8 protein-coding genes and 1 pseudogene are annotated in these 20,555 nt (G+C 41.8%); all 9 read right to left on the bottom strand.

All coding sequences use genetic code 11. The annotated features are described in order from the left end of the window. A pseudogene (locus tag ACXM0J_RS17325) lies at positions 1-1,027 on the bottom strand (IS3 family transposase); the annotation flags it as partial. A 167-nt stretch (positions 1,028-1,194) separates the two neighbouring features. Beyond that, positions 1,195-5,925, bottom strand: a complete 4,731-nt coding sequence (locus tag ACXM0J_RS17320; RefSeq protein WP_000653919.1) for an AAA domain-containing protein — start codon at positions 5,923-5,925, stop codon at positions 1,195-1,197. A gap of 63 nt (positions 5,926-5,988) precedes the next feature. After that, positions 5,989-8,028, bottom strand: coding sequence for a protease Lon-related BREX system protein BrxL (gene brxL, locus ACXM0J_RS17315; RefSeq protein WP_000443160.1), 2,040 nt, complete (start codon positions 8,026-8,028; stop codon positions 5,989-5,991). Between the two features lie 29 nt (positions 8,029-8,057). Continuing rightward, positions 8,058-10,682, bottom strand: a complete 2,625-nt coding sequence (gene pglZ / locus ACXM0J_RS17310; RefSeq protein WP_001047021.1) for a BREX-1 system phosphatase PglZ type A — start codon at positions 10,680-10,682, stop codon at positions 8,058-8,060. Further along, complete coding sequence (locus ACXM0J_RS17305; RefSeq protein WP_001030448.1) at positions 10,679-12,049, bottom strand: hypothetical protein; 1,371 nt, start codon at positions 12,047-12,049, stop codon at positions 10,679-10,681. The genes pglZ and ACXM0J_RS17305 overlap by 4 nt, the downstream gene beginning before the upstream one ends. Further along, positions 12,046-15,579, bottom strand: coding sequence for a BREX-1 system adenine-specific DNA-methyltransferase PglX (pglX, locus tag ACXM0J_RS17300; RefSeq protein ID WP_001098044.1), 3,534 nt, complete (start codon positions 15,577-15,579; stop codon positions 12,046-12,048). The genes ACXM0J_RS17305 and pglX overlap by 4 nt, the downstream gene beginning before the upstream one ends. Positions 15,580-15,625: 46 nt before the next feature. Further along, the gene (gene brxC / locus ACXM0J_RS17295; protein ID WP_002120185.1) at positions 15,626-19,306 is read right to left on the bottom strand and encodes a BREX system P-loop protein BrxC; all 3,681 of its coding nucleotides are present in this window, start codon (positions 19,304-19,306) and stop codon (positions 15,626-15,628) included. 40 nt (positions 19,307-19,346) lie between these two features. Next, entirely contained in the window at positions 19,347-19,922 is a 576-nt protein-coding gene (locus tag ACXM0J_RS17290) for a DUF1788 domain-containing protein (RefSeq protein WP_000078544.1), read from the bottom strand. A 16-nt stretch (positions 19,923-19,938) separates the two neighbouring features. Further along, complete coding sequence (locus ACXM0J_RS17285) at positions 19,939-20,550, bottom strand: DUF1819 family protein (protein ID WP_000893011.1); 612 nt, start codon at positions 20,548-20,550, stop codon at positions 19,939-19,941. Positions 20,551-20,555 lie beyond the last annotated feature (5 nt).

Raw genomic sequence — 20,555 nt, 5'->3', positions numbered from 1 at the left:
ATGAATATATTTTCTTCTTGATCCTCTCTCGCTTTAACAGCTGAAAAAAGCTCTCAGCAACAGCATTACCATGACAGTTTCCTCGTCTACTCATACTGCTTTCAAGATTATGATGTTTGAGAAATGTTTGCCATTCATGACTGGTGTATTGGCTGCCTTGGTCAGAATGAATCAGGACTTTGTTCTTTGGGTTTCTTCGCCACAAAGCCATCAATAACGCATCTAAAACCAGATCTGTCGTGATTCTGGATTTCATAGACCAGCCAACAACAAGACGTGAAAACAGGTCAATCACAACTGCGATATATAGCCACCCTTCATGAGTACGGATATCTTGCGAAGCAGTGCTTCTCATGTCAGTCACCCACAGCTGGTTGAGCTGAGTTGGATTAAATTGTCGATCTAAAGTGTTTGCGGCAACGACAGCCGGAGCACCAGCGTGAGCTCTAGGTTTACGATAACCGCGCTGAGATTTAAGACCATCTGCTTTCATCAGCCGATGTACTCGATTAATCCCACAACTTTCACCAACATCTTTCAAATCACAGTGAATCTTGCGATAGCCGTAGATACCAACAGATTCCAGCCAGAATCTGTTTAATCAATCCTGAAAGCTGTTGCCGTTTCCGCGCAGTTTTACTGGTGGGTTGCTTTAACCATGCGTAATAACCACTGTGATGAACATCTAAAGTTGAACATAAACGACGAACAGGCCATATATGCTGATTGTCCCGAATAAAGGCGTACCTCATTTGGACTGGCTTGCGAAGTACACCACGGCCTTTTTTAATATGTCCCTTTCTTCAGTAACCCGTTGCAGCTCTTTTTTTAACTTTGCTAATTCTGCCCTTGGATCATTAGATTCTGTGATCTTGGGCTGCTGTGGATCATAACGTTTAATCCAGGCATACATACTATGGGTGGTGGTTCCCAAACGTGCAGCAACTTCGGCCACACTATGGCCTTTCTCAGTAACTTGCTTTACTGCTTCAATTTTGAATTCTTCAGGGTATCGTTTACTGCTCATAAGCACCTCGTTAATTAGCCATTTTATCTAACTAAAAGGTGTCTACAAAATCGGTGGCTATTCACCCTTTTTTACCCAAGTAAATTTCAACAACTAAAGATTACTACTGTAATCTTTAGTTACGTAAGTGTCCGCTAGCGAATCCATTTAAATACAAGCTAGTACAATTAAACAATTAACAAATCTTTCTCGATGTCATTTTCCGCACTCATTTCAGATTCGTCATCTACCCACACTTTGTGTTCTACATCTTGAATTAAGCTACTCATTCCATGTGTAGGTTTTATGCCCATTGCATCAAGTTTTTCCTTTAATGACATAATCATATTTTCACGTTCAATGAACCAACTCGATGCAAAGCATCTCCAGAATGTCCATCCTGCGCGTTCTAAAGCACGTTGACGAGTCATGTCATCATGCCATTGTTCTGGCCCATGATAGCTATCACCATCACATTCAACAGCCAAACGCTGATCACCATCTGACTCAACGACTAAATCGATTCGATAGCTTCCAACCTTAACCTGTGGAGTAACTGTGTAACCCATTTCATGGAGTGTCGTAAATACAGATTTTTCAAACTCCGATTCACACAAATCTAATTTTGCTTCAAATGATGCTTTTTGATCTTCTTGCAAATCATAAAAATGATTGAGTAAATTCAGCCTTAGATCTTTTGGAGATATATGATCACGACTCACGGAATGGACGAGATACATCCGTTCACGAGCACGGCTTGCAGCCACGTTAAATCTCTGTTCATGATCGGATCGACTCAAAGCATGACAATTCTGAGGATCTGCTACCATAGATAAGAAAATAATATCTCTTTCTGCACCCTGAAATGCTGAAGCATCCCCACAAGCAAATTGAACTTGGGTAAGAGTCCCTGCACCAAATTCATTCAAAGCTTCTGATTGAATGAACTCAGCCTGCGCCGGTCCCAACAATGAGATCACACCGATTGATCTATTTGCGTATCGTTCATCTTTAAGAAGAAGTTTCATTTCCTCAATAATTGCTTTCGCTTCTATTCGATTAATATGTTTGCTATTTTTAGATTCTCTATACCCCTGCGGTGTATAAATTGCGACTAAAGCTGGACTTAACTGCTCAGATTTCTTCGATAATCGCATTGGCTTAATACGGTTACCATAAAAGTTTTTATTGCTGTAACTAATGATCGCAGGATGACAGCGGAAATGCTCTAGAAGCATCACACTTGACTCATAGATAGAAGAAGCCATGTCGTATAAAGACATATCTGGTGTTAAATATGCAGCATGTGGCTGACCATGTAGATAACGATTTCTTAATACATCAATTTGAGCACTTGCTAGACCGACATTACTCGGAGAAACTTGTTTATTATCCCCCACTACTAATAATTTTTTAGCACGCATTAAAACAGGTAATACGTCAATTGATGATTGTGATGCCTCATCCACAATCACTAAGTCAAAGAGGCCTAATTCAGCAGGCATAGATTCAGATACCTGAAGATGTGACATGACCCAGCAAGGAATAGCTGCTGTTGCCTCTTTAAGGGCTACTTGAGCATCTTTTCTATAACGTGGAGCATTCTTACCTGTCCCTTTTCCATAGTGTTGTACAGCAATTTTATAACGCTGTAATGCAACTAAAATTTTGTCTGAGGCATTTTCCTTTAATGCCAGCCATGTCTTGTTTGCTGCCAATTGAGCGTAATTTTGAGATAGATTCTTCTCGTGAATACGACGGTGCTCATACAAATTTTCAATTTGACTTGTATTACTGATGGCTATTACAAAAATCTCAAGACGTTTCCATTCCCAAGCCTCTAGCAATGTATTACGTAATACAGGATCTTCAATTTCTTCAGCGTACGGAACTTCCAGAATATGTTTACTAAGAATCAAAGCATTTGTTTTACTCAATCTAATACTGGCGGATTTAACTCTTTCAAAATCTTCTGTTAGATCTTTTAAATGTGATAATTTTTTTAATAGATCAGCATAATCTCCAAGTTCACTTTCATGTAATGAATCGGAATCAATCTGAGATACAATTTTTTTTAACTGATTTGATATTTTATTACCAAACTCTGATAAATAAAGGATTTGATCAGCCAGTTGTTGTTGATAGACTTCTAAATTAAATATTTTTAACTTCTGCCCTAACAATTGAATCAAGTCATCAATATTTTTAGGTAATCCGTAGAAATCAAAAGATTTAGCTCTCTTAAAAGCTTTTAAATAATTCGTATTAAATAGATCCAAATATTTATTTTTCAAATCTAGGCATTTTTGGGTTCTACTGATGAGCTGCGTGAACTCTTTTAATATTTCATCGATATTACGATTATTTAACTCAATTAAAGGAATGTCTAATTGTGCTGCAATACTATTCCATTTGCTCATAAAGATGTTAAGAGTCTGCTTTCTATCAAGATATTCTTTAAGTCTTTTCCATTCATCTGATGTATCAGGATATTTTCCAGAAACTTTAATTGACTTAAAAAGGTCTTGTAATTCAGCAGTACCAAAATGATACCAATTAAATGGCTTACCTGTATCAACAGCACGTTGAACAGCTTGATATTCTTTTGAGTTTGGTTGTATCTCAAAATTCAGCTCTATGGGATCAATTAGTAGCGTTTTCCTGTATTCCAATAAAGGCTGAACTTCTTGAATAAGGTTACTATAGATATCAAGTTCCATAGCCTTATCTTCTGCATTTATCTTCTTGAAATAGCTCAATAACCATGGTTCTGCTTGATCAAGAACAAAGTTTAGATCTTCTAGATAAATCTTCAACCAATCTCTTAGCTCATTAATTTCTGATTCAGAAATAGTTTCCTTGAAATTATGTAGGTCATTTTGCTTTAAGAATTCCTCAATCTCATCTTTTTCTTTTAAGAACTCACTTAATTTCTTCAGGCTCGCCGAATCTAACAGCTTTTCAGGAGCTGGTAGAGGTCCATAATTTATGTATGGTAAGTTTGTACCTATTTTCTTCCTTGAGTCTCTCAATTGAATCAACTCAATCTGGGAAAAAGGAAACTGGTCTTTTTCCTCCAAAGTTAATTGGTCGGTAAACCATTCGCAGGATACTCTACTTTCTAATACCGTTTTCACGATATCCATAGGTAATTTTTTATTACCATCTACTTCAATATTCTGATAATGCTTTTCTGCAAAGTTATATATTTCTCGATCAATCAAAGCCATTTCATGATGGTTATGATCTATTTGATGTTTTAGAACTTCGATCGTTTTTCGAACTTCTGCAACATTCATTTGGGTAATTTTTTGCACAATCAAATCGATTGAAGATTCAAGCTGATTTTTACTTTCTTTGCTTGAACCAATGCGACTGACTACCAAAGGCTTTAATTCATCAGGAATCTTTTCATGTACTGTTTTAAGGACATGTGACTGCTGTGCAGTTACCAGTACTTTTTTACCATTCGCCAAATAGTGACAGATAATATTGGCAATACTATGTGTTTTACCTGTACCTGGTGGACCTTGCACCACTACACCACTGCTGATTAGCAGATTCTGGACAATAGTAATTTGTTCTTTGTTATAAGGCAGCGGGAAATAAAGCTCTTCAACTTTTGATCCGAATCCCTCAGTACCAGAACGCCCTCTAAAACTATAAGTCTCTTTTTGATTAATATCGCTTTTTAATTCTGTCACTAACGATAAAGGTTGTTCAGGTATAGCCACTGAAGGGTCATTAAGTTTAGTTTTTAATAACTCAATGTCATCGCTTAAAATAGAATTTCTTTTAGGACGACTAAACAGTACTGATGTTAATGTCACCGTTAGATTTTTGGATGGTATAGCCCTATTTTCTGCCTCAACAATTGCTCCTTTTGAAAAAATATTCGCGACGAAGGCATTAACTATATCAGAGTAAGTTTCCCCTTCAAATAGGCGTAATGAGCGACCATTATTTAAGTTTTCTTTTAAGGTTACTTTTACTTGTCCTGAAGTAGGCAGATCATCCTCTAATAAGATGGCATCCATTTCTATATTGGCACGTGTATCTTTGGCACCTACACGTATTAATCCATTTTTTTCTATCTCCATTTCTAACGGGATAGTAATAAGAGGATATGAGTAAGATTTTTGAGTCGTTGGAAGTACCCAGTCAACTAAGCCAAAGCCTGCAACAATTTCTTCACCATCGCCTGTTCCACCTAAATTAATCGCGGTATTCCATGAGAATAATTTATCGTAAACAACAATAGATTTTTTAATCTCATCGTTATTTTGTTTCCAATCTTTCCAAATATTTTGATAACTTTCGAATTCTTTGAATAGCTTCTGAAGTAGGTCAATTTTAGTAATCAAATCACATGCCACGCTACTGTAGGGCAAACGGAATTGATGAACTCCTTTAAAAAATACAATCTTATTTAAACTAGAAAAATTAACAGTGGGTTCTTTTTCGGCATCAACATGAATATAGGAAGAGAGTATTTGAGATGGTTTCGGCATCGATTGAAGCTGTAATCGTTCAATTTGAAACCACCAATCGTCATCATTCAGAATTTTTAAGCCACGAAGTTTTTCTAGATCATGAGAATAAAATCTATTACCACTCATTTCATATTGAATTTTTTGAGTATCCTCAGCTTGATGAGATACATAATCCAACAATTGAATCAGTTTATTTTTAACAATATTATTTAATTCAAGTTCAGAGTTCATCATTGGTCTTTCTAAATTTTTAACTGACGGGATTATAGCTAAAGACCAGCAAAAGGCTTCATTTTGTGAAAATATATCTTGATTTTGATATAAAAAAGCATTCACTTCTTTCTTTTCAATACCAAGAGTTTTAGCAATTTCTCTAGCAGTAAGTTTGGGCTGTTTAACCAAAATAGCTGTTATTAAATCCTTCATGTGATTCATATTTCCTAATCATTTCAAAAGCTTTTCTCTTTAACTGATTTATACAGAATCAACTCAACCCACACCCAGAGCTTTAAATACCGCATCCACCGGATCTGCATAAAAGCTGGTCTGGAACTTGGTAAACAGTTCTACAGGAATCGTTGGGATATCTGCCGCACTACTCATTGGCAAAGCAACCTTCTTGGCACCCGCATCAAAAGCAACTTGCAGACATTCGGCAATACTTTCCACCGGTGTCACAGAACCACCCAAGCTTATATCACCCAGTACCACCATCTGACTTTGTACCGATCGTCCTAACAGGCCAGAAGCGAAAGCTACTAAACTTGGCAGAGCAAGATGACTGAGTGGTCCGGTGTTCTGTAATTCAACCACATGTAAGTGGAAGTCATGTTCCATCACCTTACTGCCACCCGAGATTCGAGATGCATTGGCCTTGAAGTAGTCAAATGCGACCTTGACCTGCTCCTTGGCACTGCTTGAATTCCATAAGCCTGATGTCGCCAGCTTTCCTGAACCTTTGGTGACTTGAAGTTCTAAGCGGTATAACCCTGGCATGCCTTTATTACTGAGCCCGATGGTATATAAGAAACCTGGCTTGGCTGGACCTTCGGGAATCAGTCCACCTCCACCCTGCTCTTTGACTGAAACAAAGTGCTCTTCAAGCGTGTCATTATCGATGTAGCTGAAATGCACATCATAGAATTCCATGCCACCAATTTTTTTCAGCTGTTCTTTGACCCGACGACGTACCTGCAGGGCATATTCCAGACACTGGCGTACATCTTCTTTATTAAACTGACCGTGTGGGTAGAGCAACTTCATCAATCCGGAAACCGTCTTGCGAACGGCGATCACATCACGTTGATTCAGGTTGTTGCCGAGTTTGAAGTACTTCTCAATGGCATCTGCAAAGCTACGCTTACGCATTTCCCGGAAGAACTCAGCTAGATAATCAACGATCAATCCATAACGGTTGGTGAAGAACTCCGGGCGCATCTTCGGAATTTCCCAGCCGGGGATATAAGCATGAAAACGATCGAAGAATGCCGAATCGATCATGGCTTCAGGGAAAGGTGCCAATAGATGGCTGGTTTTGACCAGGGATTCCACGCTTTGGTTGATATTACCCACAAAAACCATTGAAGCAGAGGCTTCCATCTGTTCGCGGCCACGGGCAAAAGACCCTGAGGCCATGTAATCTTTCATGATCTGTACGCCATCTTTGTCCTTAAAGGAAATACCGGCGACTTCATCAAAGGCTACCACATCCCATAAGCCAACCAGACCAATACGGCGGCTACTCATGTTATAGAATAGGTTGGCGACAGTCGTTTGCCCACCGGAGACTAAAATACTATTCGGTGAACATTCTTTGTAAATATGGCTTTTCCCGGTACCGCGTGGTCCCAGTTCACAAACGTTATAGTTATTTTCAACGAACGGAACCATACGTGCTAATAGCTGCCATTGCACGTCCTCTTTTAGCGAAGCCGGTTCCATGCCGATCGAACGGATTAAACTCTCGCGCCACTGATCAGTGCTTAATGCTGCTCTTCCACTGAAGAGTTCATCCATATTCATATTCGGCATTTGAATCGGCTTGAGTAGGCTCACACCAAATGGAGAATTTGACTGTCCTTCATCAAAATAATAACTGAGTGTTGCAATCACCCAGATACCACCAACGAGTAATTTTTCATACTCTTTGACGATGCCTGCCGAAATCTCAGCATCTTTAATACCTAGATTACTGAAAGAGGCTTCGTATTTGTCCTTACGCTCATTCAGCTTCACGGTAACTCGGTCAATGACCTTATAACTGCCACGTTCACGAACCAGGGATTTTACTTTCTCCGCTTCATCCGGGCGGACATAATTCTCTGCCAGAACGGTCTTTACGTTACGCAGCCCCTGTTCAATGATCTCAGGGTCATCCGAGGCACAGTAAATCCCCAATAGGTACTCGAGCACATAGACAGGGACATTGGCCCCTTCTTTGATCAGTTTAGTCAGATCCTTACGTACCACCCGCCCAGCAAAGTGTTCATTCAGCAGCTGATCCAGTTCTTTATCGTTAGCAGATTCCATGTAGGCTACGCTCTATCGTTAATTCGTTATCAGAAGAAGTCATCGGTAAATGCCAGATCAATGCTGACCTTATAGCGCTGCATTTCGATATTCAGGTCTTTGTCCTTCAGCACCAAGAAGTAATCTTTCTTACGGTCAAAATCAGTGCCAGACAAAGACAGTCTGACCTGTTTTACCCGTTCCGCAATAGAGTCGGTACTGCTATCAAAGGTCAGAGTTTCTTCACTGGAAACTTTGACATCCCCATCATAAATGGCAATCGACAGGGTTACTGGCATGACCAGTTCACTGACAGCTTCAGTTTGCATCAAATCAAACTTCTGGATGTTATTGACCATCTTCAGCGTAGATTTGGTAGAAATGACCTCAACTTTACGCTTGGTTCGCTGTCCAGCCTTTTCACCACGTAGCTGTTTCACTGTCAGTACCGGCACCACAATTTCCTGAGGCATGATGCCGCCATGCACGAAACGTGAACCTCCTACAAAATGGAAACGGTTTGCCCCTTTTGGAATCCAGAAATCAGTCGCAGATAATGTACCTGCCGTAGCTTGGGTTGAACCTTTCCAGGCTTCTTTGCTCACTGGCAAACCATGTCCGATCACATAACGCTTCTTGCTCTTCAATACATTGGCAGGTTTTTCAGTCAAGATAGAACGATCCGCAGATTCCAGTTTACTTTGCTGGAACAAGAACCCATGGTCAGCTGTGATCAACAGGGTAGAAATATTGAAATGCAGTAAGATTTTACGGCTTAGCTCGGTCAGCTCTTCAATGGCATGTTCCACGGCCATAAAAGTTTCTGATTCTGTCGAGACGCTGTCACCGCGTGCATCAATGACGTTATGATAAACATAAATCAGATCATGGTCTTTAAGTGCTTCACGGCCTTCATCACGCGACCAGCCTTTTACCGTTTCAGCGGTCACGGCTAGACCATTATAGGCTGCCAGAATTTTGGATCGTGCTGCAGTTCCTTTGCTGGACTGTCCATCTACTAAAACATCATCCCCTGCACTCTCTTTGTACTCCAAAGTCTGGTGTGGCAGTAATGAGGCCATGCCGAGTGTGGTATAACTTGGCACAACTCCCAGCTGTGAAGACAAAGTCGCTTCTGAATAACGCTTTTCATTGATACGATCACACACCTCTACTGCAGCTTCATAGCGGAAAGCATCACTGATGATCACTACAATACGGCGTTTCGTTGCAGAACCCAGTAGGGGTCTGACATGGGTATCATAGAAGTTCTGCTGATTTGGGATATCTGCTATTTTCCAGACATTCAAGCGTTGTTCAGCTTCAATCCGCTCTCCCCAGTTGCGCGCCAGGTAATCGATAAACCAGTAGGAATAGCAATTTTCGATTTCTTCATCGAGTTTTTTCAGGATATCGACATGAGCTCGTTGTGAGGCTGTACTGTAGTGGCGATAGGTCATATCAAAGCGATACAACTCCTGCTCGTAGGCTTTATACAAGGCTTCACTGGAGTCGAAATAGAACCCGGAATCAAACTGCTGTCGCAGGCTGAACAGGTCAATGGCTGCCTGCAACGCTGTATAGACCGTGCGATATTTACGGCGTGTTGCATCATCCTTATGTTTGGAAGCCCAATAGCCATCCAGACGGGTAGAAATAATCGTTCTGAAATGTTCCAGTTCAGCTTGGGTTGCTGCAGGGATATGACTGGCCAAATCAACAATAATCTTTTGTTCAATCACTTCAAAGGTCATGACATCGAGCAGCTGTTCCAGATCAAAAGCCCCGACCTTCTCCTGGATCCGCAGTGCATTGGCCACGGTCTGGGAGAGTGTATCGAAGGTTGGGTAGTATTTGGAGCTGTCTCTCCAGCGTGACAAAAAGGCTCTAGCCGTCGCACGTGAACTGACAGATGACATCACCAGTTCTTGAGCCCATAGCGGTATATCGCCCAGGCTTTCACAGAAACCTGTGCTCATCAACCGGATAAAGAACGTACCGAGCTTGAATGGTGCTTCCCCATTCAATTCTTCAACCGATGCTGGATAACCAATTTCCGTCTGTAATGCGGTAATTAAAGCTGGCACCAGTTGGAATTTTTCCAGTTCAGCAAAGGATTCCGGATTGACTTCCAGAGCCAGGTTCTGCTGTACCACTTCATCTGCCAGTGCCAGAACGATATGCATGAGTTCGACACTGTCAGCCTTGACCACAGCTGCAATCATAGCCATGTCCAGATCCTGTGCATCTGCATCAGACTGGATATAGCGTTTTAAGGTGCTCAGACGGGCTTTGGCTTTGAGGAATTCTTCACGTTTAGCCAGATGTTCTCTTAAACTTTGTTGCTGTAGCCCAAGCTCATTAAAGATAATCGAGAAACGATCGGCATAGAAACTGCGAGAATATAGCTTAATGTCCAGTAGCCAGTCTTTTTCGGTTTCAGGCTCTGGACTTGGGAAATACAGCAAGTATTTACCCTGCTGATCCTCAAGTTCCAGTTTGAGCTTGATCGCCAAACTCGACTCTTCTGCCATATTTAGAATATGGACATCATTCAGCTTTAGGGCTTTGATTTCTTCAGTAAATGACTGTTCTGCATCGTACCAAAAGACAATCCGATGCTGTTCAGTATAAAAGGCTTGTTCCAGACCTTGTTTTAGTTGATCTAAATTCATGGCTTACTATCACCCACAATGTCTTTAATTTCTTTAACTTGGCCAATCATTTCTTTTAAGTTTTGAATTGAAGACACCCCCTCTTTTTGCTGCTCTACTTTTTGTTTGCTGGGTGGCATATATATGGTTTGCACAGAATCCATAATTAACTTGTCTTGATTAGCAGTCTCTTTTAATTGTTCTGCATAAGAATTAACTGTAAGTGCAACTGCGGACTTAAATGCATACTCTTCCTGAAAGTTACGCTCTTTGGTGTATTGAGAAGTCGTAAAGAAAAACAATCCCAATACAGGCAAGGTTTTTATTGAATTTATTAAAAGCAACTGCCAGCTAATCGATGCAGGATCAACTCCCCAAAATAGATAGACGATCCAAAAAGCGGATACTAGTGCTATAGTAGGAATACTCCATTTCCAAAATTTAATTGAATCTGTTAATTCAGTTTTCCTTTGCTTAAACGTTTCAAACAGAGATGCACCAACTTCTCTACCTATTAGATCATCTAGATATTGATTCCGTTGTTCAAAGTATGCGTGTTTGCTCTCTACAAAGGTAAGCTTAGATTTGAAATCCTGTTTAAGAGTTTCAAAATCATTTTTTTGTTCTAAAATATTTTGCTCTATGTTCTCAAAAGTCGTTTTTAACGTTTGTAATTGTGCACGTGTCTCGATCAACAGTTGATCTGAATCCGCTTTTTTCTCTTCAGATGCCTGTAATAAAGAATTTATTTTTTCAATTAAGACCGCAGCCTGACTCTGCAGATTAGTAATTTCTGATGAGTGATTTCGACTCGCAGTTACTAACGCCTCTATTTCACTTAATTCACTTCTTTTTACGGAAGTAAAAGAATCCAAATCATCTTTGCTAGTTTCTAGTACTTTCAACAAAGTCTCTAATCGTTGTGATGTGGCTTCTAGATGAGTAGAGACTAACTCGATACGTTCTTTATCTTGCTGAACAGAGAGTTCCGAACTTCGAAAATATTTCCGTTTACTTTTCTCCCAAAACCCATTTATTGCCTGGTAATGAATTAAACGATTAAGATGTAAAACCGCAGCAGGGAAATTTCGATTATTAATATTTTGTAAATAACCAGCTAGATCTTGATTTAAATCTGCACCACCATATTCATTTTGAAATTGATAACTATATGGTAAAGCTTTAGCAAATACGGTATCGATCTCTTCTTTAAATTGGTTGAAAACCTTATTAGATGCACTGAGAAATTCTTGTGCTGTATATTCACCAATCTGAACATTGCTTAGGTCTGATATATGAGAATGCTGTTGAGCAAGAATATTTGAAAGCCCGAGCGCATAATAAGCTTCAATATGTATCTTTACCTGATCAATTTGAGCTTTATTCATTCTGTTTTATCACCCGTAATCGCTTTAACTTCAGCTAACAAGTCCCCAAACTTGCCGTAGTTTACTTTCACCCCATCATCGAGATCTAACGTAATACGCTGATCGGCATAGTGACGTAATTTTTCTTCAAAAGTACTCAGTTCAGCCTGTTGCTTATGCAAGTCTTGCAGTTTTTTCTCGATACGTTTGATTTCAGCCGCAGAGTCACTGCTTTCTTTTGTTGTTTCCAGAGAATTAGCATAAGCAGCCATTTTGGAAATCAGCGGCATGACGTATTCGGTACGCATACGCGCCAAAGTGCTTTCGTTATAGCGGTGCAAGTACACCAATGCCTGGAAAGCGCCTTGTTTACCACTGCTGAATAACCAGTAGATCGGGCGCTTTTTATAGGTCTGCATGTGGTCTTTATAAAACTTACTAGCAAGATAACGGCGGATCGTGTCTTCCGCTGTTTCGTTGGCTTTTTTGTCCAAGCTTTCTGCCAACCACTGCATATTGGCATCCAGTGTATCTTTACCCCACACTGCAGTTAAGAACTCTCGAATACGGTGCGTTGCATCGTCTTCAAACCAGTGCATTTCAGTCAATGGAATAATGCCGTCAGCATCGGCTGGGAATTTCAGATAACGGTTGGCATCGAAGTCTTGATTGCCTGCATGGGCATAGATCAAACCTGGTTCATCTAAGCTATAACGTCCCATCATGCAGCCAAGTACATAAGACACTAAACGTTGGCTGTCTTTTTCACGGTCGGCACGGGTTAAAGTGATTTGCTCATCAGGAACATCTGGCGTTAATTCATCCTGTAAACCATAAGCATCAATAAACAGCTTATTGTTTTCTTCTTCTAGACGTTTCATTTCTGCCACAGCGTCAGCATTTTGCTGTTGCCATGTGTTAAACGCTTGTTCTAGGTTTGACTGCTGCGTACGAATGATTGGGTTTTGAGTAAAGTCCCATGAGGTTTCGTATACATTCCAGTCATCTCTTGCAAATTTAATCATCTCCTCTACATTTTCTCTTGCCTGATTTGAGGCTGAGAAAGGAACATAAGGCAATTGAGAGATTACACCTGCTGTTGTATTCATAGTAGGATTTATTATTATTTTCAAAAATTCTAGTACAGGTGAATTCATAAGTCCTATAATTTCAAGGAGTTCATTATTTCTAGCAAATAAACTATCAGCTGCCTGATCAAAAATATAACCATTATCCATATAACGTACACTAAATGTCCCAGAGCCAATCATTGACCAAGATATGCCATTTCTAAAATAATATTGAAGATTTTTTATTGTTCGTGTTGGGCTACCATATAATTTTTTTGCAAGCGCAAACATTTCTTCACCATCATTTTCCCAGTTAACTAAATACTCATTATTTCCATACCATTTTCTAAATTCTCCACCTTTATTATACGGGAACCACTTTTTATTAGAATTTTTCGCATCTTCCCTATTTATAGAACCAAATGCCATTTTTTGATTGCTAACTTCTGCCCATCTTCTAATGAACTTATTATTATCATTTGTTGCCAACCCACGACGTGGTTCTGAAATCTCTCCTAAAAGCTTATTTCCAGAAAATAAATTTCGAGTCTGTATATTTACCCAATAAGCAATAGGACTACCAGGAATTTTCTTAAAATCATCTTGAATCGTAGAGTCAAAACGATTAAGTCCTGATCTTAGTTCTGATTCTTTTTGATCCTGCCCTGTATCTACAAGTCTAAAAAATACTGGCTTAAATCCATTTATATGTTGCCCTTGCATCACAAAAGCTGTTGTTTGTACGACTTCCCCTGATATTTCAGGAAATGCTCGAGCACCTAAATGTGCCATGGTTTGAATTGTACGATCTTGTAATAACTTTTCACGCATCGCTTCATAAGATGACAAGAACATCCAGCTTTGCATGGTTACCATACTGTTAAAACCACTTTCTTTACACCATCCAAAACCACGTTCAATAAACATGGCAAATAGATCTGACTTGCTGTCAGGGAATTTCTTCTTGGCAAAATCTTTTAAGGCTGTATTCATGCCTTTGCCACCCATATACGGCGGATTCGCAATCACAGCATCATATTGCTTTGCTAATAAATTCGCTTGCTGCACTAAAGGTAATAACTCCTGTGCTGACTGCTGTGCAAAAATATCCCCTGACGCTAATGCTATATTGAGCTTTGTTTCTAAATCAGGCAGCTTTTTAGCGAATACTTCAGGCACCTGAATCAAAGACCCAAAAGTTGAAGCATGTTCAAATAATTCTAGCAATTCTTTTAAATCCGCCTGCGCAATACCAGTGTTTGCCAAATCCTGACTCAATGCGTCTAAACGTTCAGGTTGGCTGTCTTGCAACGCAATAATATTCAGCTTCGGTGGATTGCTAAATAAACGGCGGTCATCCTCACGCGCTTTCATCAGCAGTGCAAAACTGGCCAACTGTGCCGCACGGGTATCAATATCAATGCCGTACAGGTTGTTTTCCAGAATCAAACGTGGAATATCACGGCTGCGGTAACCACGTTCTAAATAAATGGCTTTCAGGCAATCATAGGCTTCCACCAGAATATGCCCCGAACCACAGGCCGGATCTAGCACCGTAATGCTTTCAGGGTTTAAAGTATCGCCATCTTCACTAATACGAACATCAATCAGCTGTTTCAGCTGTGCATTGACCTCATCCGTTTGTTCAGCGGGTTGAATATAATATTCCCAATTATTGGCCAGCGTACTGTCAGGCTGTGCCATCATCCATAAACGGCCAACACTGTTCTGTACCAGATATTTTACAATCCAGTTCGGGGTGAATAACTGTGTCGCGGCAGGAATGTCCTCACTCTTGACGACTTTACCAATCACCTGGTCTTTCTTTTCAGAAATATAGAACTGATACAGCCAGCCAATAATCTGTACATCCGACCAGTCTTCTTCTGGAATGCTGCTGACCAGATCACGGATCAAGGAATCGGTTTTGGTGAGGTTATCCGGTAACAGCAACTCAGATTCATCAGAAACCTGTTCAAACAATAATGGCATGACCTGATTCAATGCATGACACTGAGCCAGTAACAGCTCTCGGTACAGCTCTTCGTCTTTATTGCCATCCAGCTTGAGTTCAGCCACACGGCTAGCATCTAAACCCGGTAAGTCAATATCCAGACACTCTTCCAGAATCTGCGGCAAGCCTGCACTGCCATCGGCACTGCTCAGTACACGACGACCATGATCCAGCAAGCCTTTGCATTCCATGTAGCGAATCGCACAAAGACGGTTAAACCAGCTATAAGCGATATAATCGATGGTCTGCTCAAAACTGCTGGTTTGAATGCGCTTGATCAGCTTTTCACGCGGTTTCATTACTGACAGGGGAAAAACCTGATCGCCAATCAGCAACAAGTCGCCTTTCTGCTCTGTTGGTAAAGTGCGGTCTGCGGTGATGCCGTATTTGGCCGACTGCTTGCGCATGGCTGCGATAAAATCATTGCGTGCTTGCGGTGCGTATTTTTTAATATTACTGGTATTCATCTTTAAACCTTTAATTAATGACTGATGCCAATATCCCTAACCCGAGTTAGCGGATACGCACACGCTTTTTATCACTCACGATTTTTTTCAGTTCAGCTTTGAGTGCGTCTACAAACTGATCCACTGACTCTTCTGTTTCCAGATAGACACTGCTGGAGCTTTTGCTGTAAATGCTAGCAACATCAACTTCGACTACCGGTTTCGGTGGCACTACGGCTGTCACAGGCTGTACCGGACTCGCAGCAGGTGTTGATGTAACTGGGCTGGAGGTGGTTGCAGTGTTGGTTACACTCTCGGCTTTGCTCTGAGCCAGTTGTGCCGCTTTGGCCTGACGCTGGATTTCCGCCTGAACTTCGCTCTCCAGCTCATATAAGGCTTCATCAAAACGCTCCACGGCGGTTTGGGTTTGCAGCATATAGATGGTGGACAGGCTAGTTTCCACTTCAATATCCGTTTTCAGCAGTTGTAGTGGGCGTAATAGCTTGTTACTCAGCTCAGCGGTAGCGATGCCACTGTTTTTAATCTCGGCTTCTAACTGTTTGATCTTGTCATCAATTTGCTCTACCGCATGGCTACGCTTCTCACTCAACAGTCGCTCATTGACGCTTTCAACTGTGCGAACTAAATCAGCGATTTTATTTAACAGGCCGTAGGGCGATTCAAGGGTTGAAATATGATGTAATTCGGAGAGGGCTTTTTTAGCGAGCTCATCACTGCCCAGCGCCTGTTTGTTTTTCTCAAAATGACGTAAGGCCTGTTGCAGTTGTTGCCAGCTTGGCATCTGATTACTAAAGAATTCATGAATGTCACGATAATCTTCTTCCAGATCCAAATAGTCGTCCTTGTGATCAACCACGGCCTTAAAGAAATCGAAGCTGTCGCTATTCGCCAGCAGACGTTCCAAAGTCAGAATCAACTTTTCAATCACTTTCTTGCCTGGGAACTGTCCGACATCTGTTTTGCTTTTGTACGACTTAAAGTTGGCTAACCAGTTTTTAAAATGTTGGGTATAGAATTCAAATAGCTCTTTCTCTGTCGCTGGTCCCATAGCCGAGAATAGATCTTGGGTCAGTTGGCGTGCCTGTTTCAACACCTGATCATCAGTCTGGCGCTTTTTAATGATCGACACATCGCGTCGACGGCGGCTGTTTTGTAAAGGCTCAAAGGCATCTTTTAACTGCAAGCTGCCACCATTTAACTGCAGTGAAATCCGCCCCATTGCCGCCAGCTGACCTACCAGCAATAAAATCTCGGCATCTGGCCAGCCATAAGGGCGTTTAGCAAAACGATCCACCACATCCGATACCAGAATACGTTCTGTACCTGTTGCCCGCAGCGAGATGTACTGTTCCACTTCTTGTAGGGCTTTCGGATTCGTTTGACCACCATCCAGAGACAATCCGAGCTGCGCCATATCATCGACAGTCAAGACGGCGTTCAGTTCACGCCAGGCATCCTGCTGATAGACTTGCAAATAGCTCAGTTTGGTATAGGTATTTTCAAGCAGATAACGACACGCCTCATCCAGCTTGGTGGAAGGGCTAGAAGATGAAAGTTGTAGATGTTGACCCAAGGCATAACTTTCCGCATCTAGCAGCATTTCTTCAACCCGGGCACGCAGGCGTTTTTTACGCTCCTGATTCTCACGGCCACGGTCTGCCAGGATACGGCTGATATCCGATTGGGTGCCATCATCATTTAAGCGGATGAATTTATTGGTTTTCAGCCAGGTGCGCAGTTCATTAAAGAACTGTTTATCGTCTGCCAGTTTAAACAGCACTTGTCCTTCGTCCTGAGTACTTTTACCAATACAGTAAGCTTCAGTGTAGAGGTTGTATTCCGTATCAAGCGGAGAAATAATTTCAACTTTCAAATCGCTCTCATACTTCCCATCCAGGCTATGGCTATCTAGGAAACGACCAATCTGATAGTCCATCTTGTTGGCTTGATGGCGGTATTTGTTCTGATCGCGCAGTAAATCTTTAAAGATCAGATTGGCTAACTCTTTATTTTCTTCTGAAGCAGCCAGATCAGTGGCTTTAATTTTGCGGGTGATATCGCGCTCTTCATTGGTGAGGAACAGGAACTCATCACCATTGCGGGTAATCAGGCTCTCTTTTTCCAGACGCAGCAGGCTTTCTTCAATACGCTTGCGTAATGCCAGCTTGTCTTCGTCAATTTTCTCAATCGACAAAGTCACCAGGTTATCCAAGGTCCCTTTGATGATATCGACATAGCGGATCATAAACAGCGTGCGCAGCATCTGTACGTCAAAACTATCTAGGGTTTGATTCTGCCCTGCCTGGTCGATGGTGCGCTTCACTGCAGTATCCAGAAATCCTTCCACTGAGGTATAGAAGCGGTGGAAAGGAACCAGTGCACCGACTTCATCTGTAGCAATCGCATTCGCGGCCATCTGGAACGCATCCAGCATGGACCGTTCACCATAGGCCAAGTGTGCACCGGTCGCACCGACTTTACGGATTTCTTCAAATACTTTTTGCACCAACTGGAAATGGTACGGCGCAAAAGGATAGTTATGGATAAAGCTGTCTGGACCCTCATAGTTGTTGAGTGTTGGGCCTGAACGGTCAAAGGTAATCTGGTTTTTTAAAATATCGCCCTTTTGCTCAAACACCGATCTGAGCAATGCTTCTGCTTCCGGGGTTTTACGTAATAAACGTTTCTGGATGACTTCATCGGTATTGGAACTGGACAGTGATAAACGGGTTTTAAAACGCCCAGCAATCTTGGAGAAATCATTGGCTTTGGAAGAAGACATCTCACCTAGAACCGCGTCGATGTCCGCCTGTGAGGTGACGACAATCCAAGCACGGCCTTTACAGATCGTACCAAGGTTTTCAGTAATGGTCTGTAAAGTCAGCATCAAGCGGGTATCGCTGCCAATAAACTGCCCCACTTCATCCACCAGGAACAATATCCGTTGCTGTGGTCCTTTGCTATCTAAGTATTCTTTCACCCACTGACAGAAGTTTTCGACCGAAACACTAAAGGTCTGCTCAGAATCCTCAAACCATTTATGCGCAGCTTCAGCAGATAAGTTGAGGGCTTGGGAAATCGCGGTTTCGACATCATCCTGATAGAACTGATAGCCGTCACGCTCCTCTAGCCAGGACATACCGCTGGATTCCTCAAACGCCTGTTTAAAGCGTTCGTAGACACCTTTCTGGCTCAGGTGACGTTCCATATGGGCAATATGTGGATGGTCAGCACTAAAACCCTGATACTCGTTAAACACGCGTAAAAACACATTCAGGATCGGATTGCCATCATCATTGGAGCTGGCTTTACTGTCGATGTTAAACAGGATGACATCGGCATGATGGCTGACGGCCTTGCCAATATCCGCACGGATAAACGCATCACGAATTTTGCTTTCATCAAAGAATTCTGCAGCACTGCGTTCGTTACCTTGCGCATCGCGTGCCACTTTATTGGCCAGAATATACGACAAGGTTTTCAGGAAATGTGATTTACCTGAACCAAAGAAGCCTGAAATCCATACGCCGACACGGTTAGCAATCGAAGGATCGCTCAGGTCTGTGCCATAAGACTGGAAAAAGTCCCGAAAATGCTTTTCCAGTTCATTGGTGACCACATACTCATCGAGTTCCTGATAAACCGTGGTATTGTCATTCTGGTCTGCTTTTACGACCCCGTTAATTGCACGATCTAATGGCTTGTAAAAAAGCTCTTTAATATTCATCTCAATCAATTCCCCCGAATTCTTATTTCTATTTGCCGTGTTAAGGCACTAATCTGAATGCTCTGTAGTAATTGTTGCTTGGAATTTTTCCAAATAAACTCATGGCTTGACCATCGTAATAACCTGGGTAAAACAGCACGACCGGCTTATGCCCCAGTAACGAATGTAAACTGTTCAATAAGTGATGGGCACGTAACAGTGGCCAAACCGAACCTACCCCAGTCATCAACACAATATCTTGCGCATTGGTGGCATATTTACTCACCAGATAGGGCGCGAACTTATCCATATGCAGTGGGCCTTTCAGCGCTTTGAGCAGCGCCTCATCGCCTTTGTCTTTTTGCATTTGAATGGCTTTATCGATGAAGTTACGCTCAGCCAGATAATCCACCACGGCTTGCAGCAGGTTGATATTCACCACCTTCAGCTGACTGTGTTTTTTCTCCAGCATCCCGTCTAGAAAATGCAGATATTCGCGCACTTTCAACTCATCTTCAGGTGCATAATCAAAAATCCAGAAGCCAATTTCATTGCCCAGTCCTTGCCCGGTGAGAAACTCGGTGGAAAGAATTCGCTCTGGAATCTGGTTCAGACGCTCATGTATTTTTTGACTCATTGCTGCCCCTCTACAACTACCGCGTCCATAGCGACACTTCCATAGATCTTTTAATGCGTTGTTTATAATGTTCTTCCAACAGGCTACGCAGCTCTGCTCTGACGATCACACGCTGCAACTCCAGCTTACGGGTATTTTTTAAGTAACCGGCTTCTGCCAGGATGCGAAACACCACCTGCCCCATTTTTTTCTTGCTGGACTCTTTCCAATCACAGATATCAAGATCGCGTTGTGAACGCTCATCCAGAAAGTCTGACCAAATATAGCTATCCAAGTATTGAGCCTGGGAGATATAGGCCTCTCTCATCACCGTTTCCATAAACTCAAGCAGCAACAGGTTGCGTTCCAGTGCCCCACAAAAAGCCACCTGAGTCGCCAGCTCATCATCCCCATCCCGCAAAGCTTTCCAGAAATCAGGCTCTAAGCGCTCCAGACGCTTACGAATAGCGGTGGCATTGCGTTGAGCTGAAGCAGGCGTTCTTTTTTGCAGAATATTGTCAATCTGAATTGCCTGATGCCATTGTTCTGGAGTCGCTTCTCGTAATAACAGATCCGCGATCAGCCGGCTTTCACGCACCATCAGGGAACCGCCAATCAGGTCACTGTCATAATAAAATTGTTCTAACATAGCCA

The organism is Acinetobacter sp. GRABPA_MV_2 (genome assembly GCF_056725885.1).
Note: the sequence above shows the minus strand (reverse complement) of the source record. Positions and strands in the feature narration are given on the sequence as shown.